The organism is Ferrovum myxofaciens, from assembly GCF_000735045.1.
Lineage (GTDB): Bacteria > Pseudomonadota > Gammaproteobacteria > Burkholderiales > Ferrovaceae > Ferrovum > Ferrovum myxofaciens.
Map to the genome: position 1 here is coordinate 1 of NZ_JPOQ01000290.1, position 4,509 is coordinate 4,509.

At 53.1% G+C, this 4,509-nt stretch carries 4 protein-coding genes; all 4 read right to left on the reverse strand.

All coding sequences use genetic code 11. The annotated features are described in order from the left end of the window. Positions 1-560 precede the first annotated feature (560 nt). Complete coding sequence (locus tag IV91_RS19560; protein WP_264753748.1) at positions 561-683, reverse strand: hypothetical protein; 123 nt, start codon at positions 681-683, stop codon at positions 561-563. Beyond that, on the reverse strand, positions 680-1,609 hold the full coding sequence (locus IV91_RS0113595) for a recombination directionality factor (protein ID WP_051862743.1): 930 nt from the start codon (positions 1,607-1,609) through the stop codon (positions 680-682). The genes IV91_RS19560 and IV91_RS0113595 overlap by 4 nt, the downstream gene beginning before the upstream one ends. A gap of 72 nt (positions 1,610-1,681) precedes the next feature. Further along, complete coding sequence (locus IV91_RS0113600) at positions 1,682-2,647, reverse strand: YqaJ viral recombinase family nuclease (protein WP_031599347.1); 966 nt, start codon at positions 2,645-2,647, stop codon at positions 1,682-1,684. Positions 2,648-2,786: 139 nt separating this feature from the next. Beyond that, positions 2,787-3,731: a DUF932 domain-containing protein gene (locus IV91_RS0113605; RefSeq protein ID WP_031599349.1), complete on the reverse strand. Its 945-nt coding sequence runs from the start codon at positions 3,729-3,731 to the stop codon at positions 2,787-2,789. Positions 3,732-4,509 lie beyond the last annotated feature (778 nt).

A 4,509-nucleotide genomic window follows, 5' to 3' on the forward strand; every position in this document is an offset into this window, starting at 1 on the left:
CAGGCCTTGATTCCACGTTGGTAACGAACGTATTGAAAAAATACGGCTATCTGGAATTGGATACTGCTGGCAAATCTACGGTTGTCAAGAGACCTCCTGGAATGGGGCCTAAACGGGTTTACGTAATTAAGCCAGAACTTCTTCAAAGCGAGGAAGAAATGGCGCAGGCAGCATGATAGTCTGTTACACCAACCGGAAATATTTTCTGGTTTGGTGTAACACAGTTAACTTATTGTATTTTAACCAAATTTACGACTTGTAACACCCGTTACACCTGTTACACCACGAAAAGGCAAATCTTAAGATAGAAGACCGGCTTTGCAGTCAGGCCGTAGGGAAGAACTCTTCAGCCTGGCAAGGGAATGAGGGGTATAAGCATTATTATTTTGAGGTGTTACAGGTGTTACAGTGTAACATTTAAATATTTATAATAAATACAATAAGTTATAAATTCCCCTTGTTACACTGCATATTTCGGAGGTGTAACAGATTTCGGGACTAGCCACCCCCCAACCTGTCGAAAAAAGCCCCGTCACCAGACAGGGCCTTTCCACCCACCCTCAACTTTGGAAACTCTCCACCACAAGGTGCCCCACCCACAGCACGAAGCCCAGCCATGCTACCCCAACCAAGATCAGTAACAAAGGCGTCCCCACAGACCAGAACAGGAGTTTGAACATCATGCCGCCACCTCTTCCTCTGCCTGTGCTGCATAGGTGGGCACTGTCCCCCCAAGCCGGGCTGTCAACTTGGACTTGACCGCAGTTACTTTGCCCGTGTCAGGGACAACCTCTCCAGTCTCAGTTTCCGGGAAGAACTCCTCGACAATGGCCACGCCTTCTTCCTCGCTGTCCTCAAAGGCACCATTCCCAAAACCCTGCTTGGCTACCCGTTCCAGTGCCTTTATGTCCACCCCGGCTTCTGCTACATTCCGGGCCTCGCCGATGGCCTGAGAAACGGCTTCGTTCAGACTTACCCCGTCGCGTAGGCACAGGTCCACGTAATACACTGGGACTCTGTGACTTTGGGTGGTGGACTTGGCCCGGAGTTTCAGTTGCAGGGGCAGGTACCGGCTATTTCCCTGGCTCACTGCCTCGAAATAGCGTAGCCGCGTCGTCAGAGTTCGGATGGAATTAAAACCCGTGGTGCGGAAGATGAAACTACTCAACTCCTCGTCCTGTCCCTCAATATGCACATTCAGCCTTCCGTAGGGTTTGCACCCGACTTTCCCCCCAAACTCACACCCCTCCGGACTGGGGCAGGCACACTCCGAAATACCCTCGTGGCCCACCCGCCTGGCTGTTTCACCATTCCCCACACAGACTGGCCTGCCCGTGGTCCTGTCAAACAGGCTGTACTCTGCTCTCAGATTCAGATCACTGCTGTTGAAAAGCAACTTCACTGGAATCGACCTGATCTTTCCGTTGCTGGAAACTTCGACCAACTTCTGGTGCAGAGGATGCAAAAGCCACCCGTCCCGGTTCTGAACCTGGGTGGTAATAGTGAAAGCGTCGTCCTTTTCCGGTAAACGCTTCCCGTTTTTCTCAACAACCTTACCGATGGTGATACGCCCCAGCACTGGTGGGGTTATGGCCAAGCCTTTAATCATGGTAAATGCTCCTTTCAAAGTTTCAAAATAAACCCCAGACAACAACCGTGGCTGCTGACTGGGGTACCTCTACTATTTCCCTACCTGAACCAGAAACCGGCGGCTTCCCTCTTTGGTACTGACGTACTTCGCCACCAGACCCGGATTCTCTGCCGCCAGCAGTTTGAAGTCCGTGGGGCTGGAGTCCTTGGCTTTCCTCCAAGTGATTTTTCCTTGCTGGAACACGGCCCCAGTGGCTTCGCCCAACTTTTCCTGCAACTGCTGTTTCAGTAAGGCTTCCCTGGCTTCAACTTCGTTTTGGGCTTGCCGGGTGGTCAAGTAATCCGCAAACAATTTATTCATCGCCCCGTCCTCGCTGTAGTCCAAGACCTCACCACGGTCGCTGGGATACATCCAAGCCAATGCCCGTCCACTGCTCTCAGACCCATCTGGGCTCGGGGGTGTGTCGTCAATAACGTGCTGCCAGAACTGCTGCTCCAACTGGATCAGGGCTTGAATCTTGTCCTCGTCCCGGTCAATCCGGAAGACCCTGAAGTCGTTGCCTCCGATTAATACCGCCACGTCTGCCCAAGGTTTTCCGGTCACTGCCAACTGGTGCAGCACCTGGCACTGATACACTTCAGGGACACCTTCCTCCCAGTAACCCTCGCTTCTGGCCCCGGCAGTTTTCACTTCCAGCAGGCCGCTGCCATCCGTGGGGTGAGAAACCACCCTGTCGAGGTTCACCAGCATGAATGGGTACTCGGGGTGTTGCAGCACAGCGTTAAGTCGTCTGACCTTGGCTCCGGTTTTTTCTGCATAGACATTTGCAATGATGGCCTCCAGTGCCACCCCCCAGTACACAGCATCGTTGGCCGAGAGGTCGTCTGCTGGCTTTCTGCCCGTTTTCTCCAGCCACAGTTCCAGTGGACTTTTGTACTGAGACAATCCCACGGCAACTGCTGCGTCACTGCCACCGACACCGTTTTGCCTGACTGAGAGCCACTCGTCCCGGCTCAAATCCCTGGTGGATACAAGTCTTACTGCTGCTTTGCTCATGTTTTTTCTCCTTGAAATACAAATACAAAACCCACGCCAAAGCCTAGGCTCTGAACGTGGGCAGTCTCTGATATACACCCCCAACAAACCTGCCAGAAACGCCTCTGCTGCACGTTCTGGCTGTGGGTGTCACACGGACCTACGCTGCCAATGCTACGGCTCTCTCAAACGCTTTCTGTTTGATCTGAGACCCCTGCCCGAACCAGGCCGAGTCAAGGCGGTTGTCCTCGCTTCTGGCTCTGCGTGAGTGGTCCACGTAGTCAGTCACCGCGTTGACCAGCCCCCAAGCCGTACCCGAGGCCGACGCCAGATTTGAGCCCTTACCTTCCCCCGAGTAGAGGGCATAGACGGCTTGCAAGGCTTTCTGGTTGGGCTGCTCCTGCAAGGGCAGACTCGGATCCCCCAGGACATCCACTAAGAAATTCATGGCTTCAAACTTGTTGGTCTTACGCTCAGTCAGTGCCTGCATGGAACCCATGAACTCGTCCCAGGCTGAAATGCCCAGTCCCAGTGCCTGTTTGACTTGTTTGGGGTCAAAACTGGTGGAGTGAGGAACCTTGACGGCTCCCTTGCTGTCCCCCACAGCCAGTTGCAAGGTGTTGTTGCACACAACGCGCACACTGGTGAACTGCGCCGTGGTGGCCAAGGTACCGTCACAACTGGTGGCCAGTAGCAGGTAAGCCTTGACCTTATCCCCGCCTTTGAGCAGGGTTTCCTGCCCCGTTCTGGCCAGAGCCCAGAGTTTCTTTCCGTCTTTCAAGACCCCAGCGCTTTCGAGTTCAAAGCCCCCCACGGAGACCAGATCCCGGTAGAAGCCCAAGACCTCTCTGGGCTGGACGACTTGGTACCGTTTCGAGACCACGGACAAGGCTTTTCCTGTATCTGAACGGTGAAGAACTTTGCTGTCAGCGTAGGATTGGATCTTGTAGTCCGCCATGTACAGAACCTCGGACTCCCTGATTTCCCAGTCCATACCCGCTTCCTTCTGCCAGACTTCAAGGGGCTGATTTTGCGGGAGTTGGTTTCCCAGTCCGTGCCAGGGAGCGGCTCCGACAAAGGCCATGTTTTCGACGAGATGTGCCATGATTATTTTCCTTTTTGAAATGAGAAAAGCCCCATAAAGGGGCTGTGTGTTATTCCCTGTAAGGGGCTGTGTGGGTGCCACGTAATGGGCCGTGTTGAATGCTGTGCGGGGCGAGTGCTACTGCGGTGAGTGGGTTACGCCATTTCCCCGTAATATCGGGTGATGAAATTAGCGATAGCGAGAAAGACTGTGAACAAAAGTTGTTTGAGAAAATCCATGTTCCTGCTCCTTGGGAATTAAATGGGGGGTACTACCCATTTCTTATACCAAGGAAGGCGGGGGGAATTGAATTGTCGGGAGGGCTGAGTTGAGCGGGGCAGCGGGGGGCAGAGCCTACTCTATGTGGCTATGGTTTTCTACAATACAATAGAGAGTGGATCCTACCCTCCAGCCCTTTGTTTACGGGGCTTCGCAGGTTTTAGCAACCCACGGATTTCTGAAAAAACGTGGGTTGTTTGGCTGGTGAAGAGACAACCTCAATCCGGTTTCCTTAAGCGGTTGCACCACACCCCTACCATGTCGATCACCAATTGCCGATCAACTTCAGATAAGTTGGCAATCAAATTCTGGAGCAGCAACCCTTGATCATTAATAAGGTTGGTGGACTCAGACAGTAACTGAGCGACAGGCATTTGAAGGATGTCGGCAATATCCCCCGGTGTCAGGGAAGATGTCGCGTCACCCGAGTTGATTTAATTTTGGACTGGGGGCGGAAAGTGAACGGAGATGAGCGGATATTCTGAGGAGCGCAAGACGGCGGTGTTGAGGAAATTATTGC

Bases quoted from the DNA above. Each gene is read 5' to 3' on its own strand.
- IV91_RS19560 (WP_264753748.1), bottom strand. From the start codon at position 683: ATGATGTTCAAACTCCTGTTCTGGTCTGTGGGGACGCCTTTGTTACTG.
- IV91_RS0113595 (WP_051862743.1), bottom strand. From the start codon at position 1,609: ATGATTAAAGGCTTGGCCATAACCCCACCAGTGCTGGGGCGTATCACC.
- IV91_RS0113600 (WP_031599347.1), bottom strand. From the start codon at position 2,647: ATGAGCAAAGCAGCAGTAAGACTTGTATCCACCAGGGATTTGAGCCGG.
- IV91_RS0113605 (WP_031599349.1), bottom strand. From the start codon at position 3,731: ATGGCACATCTCGTCGAAAACATGGCCTTTGTCGGAGCCGCTCCCTGG.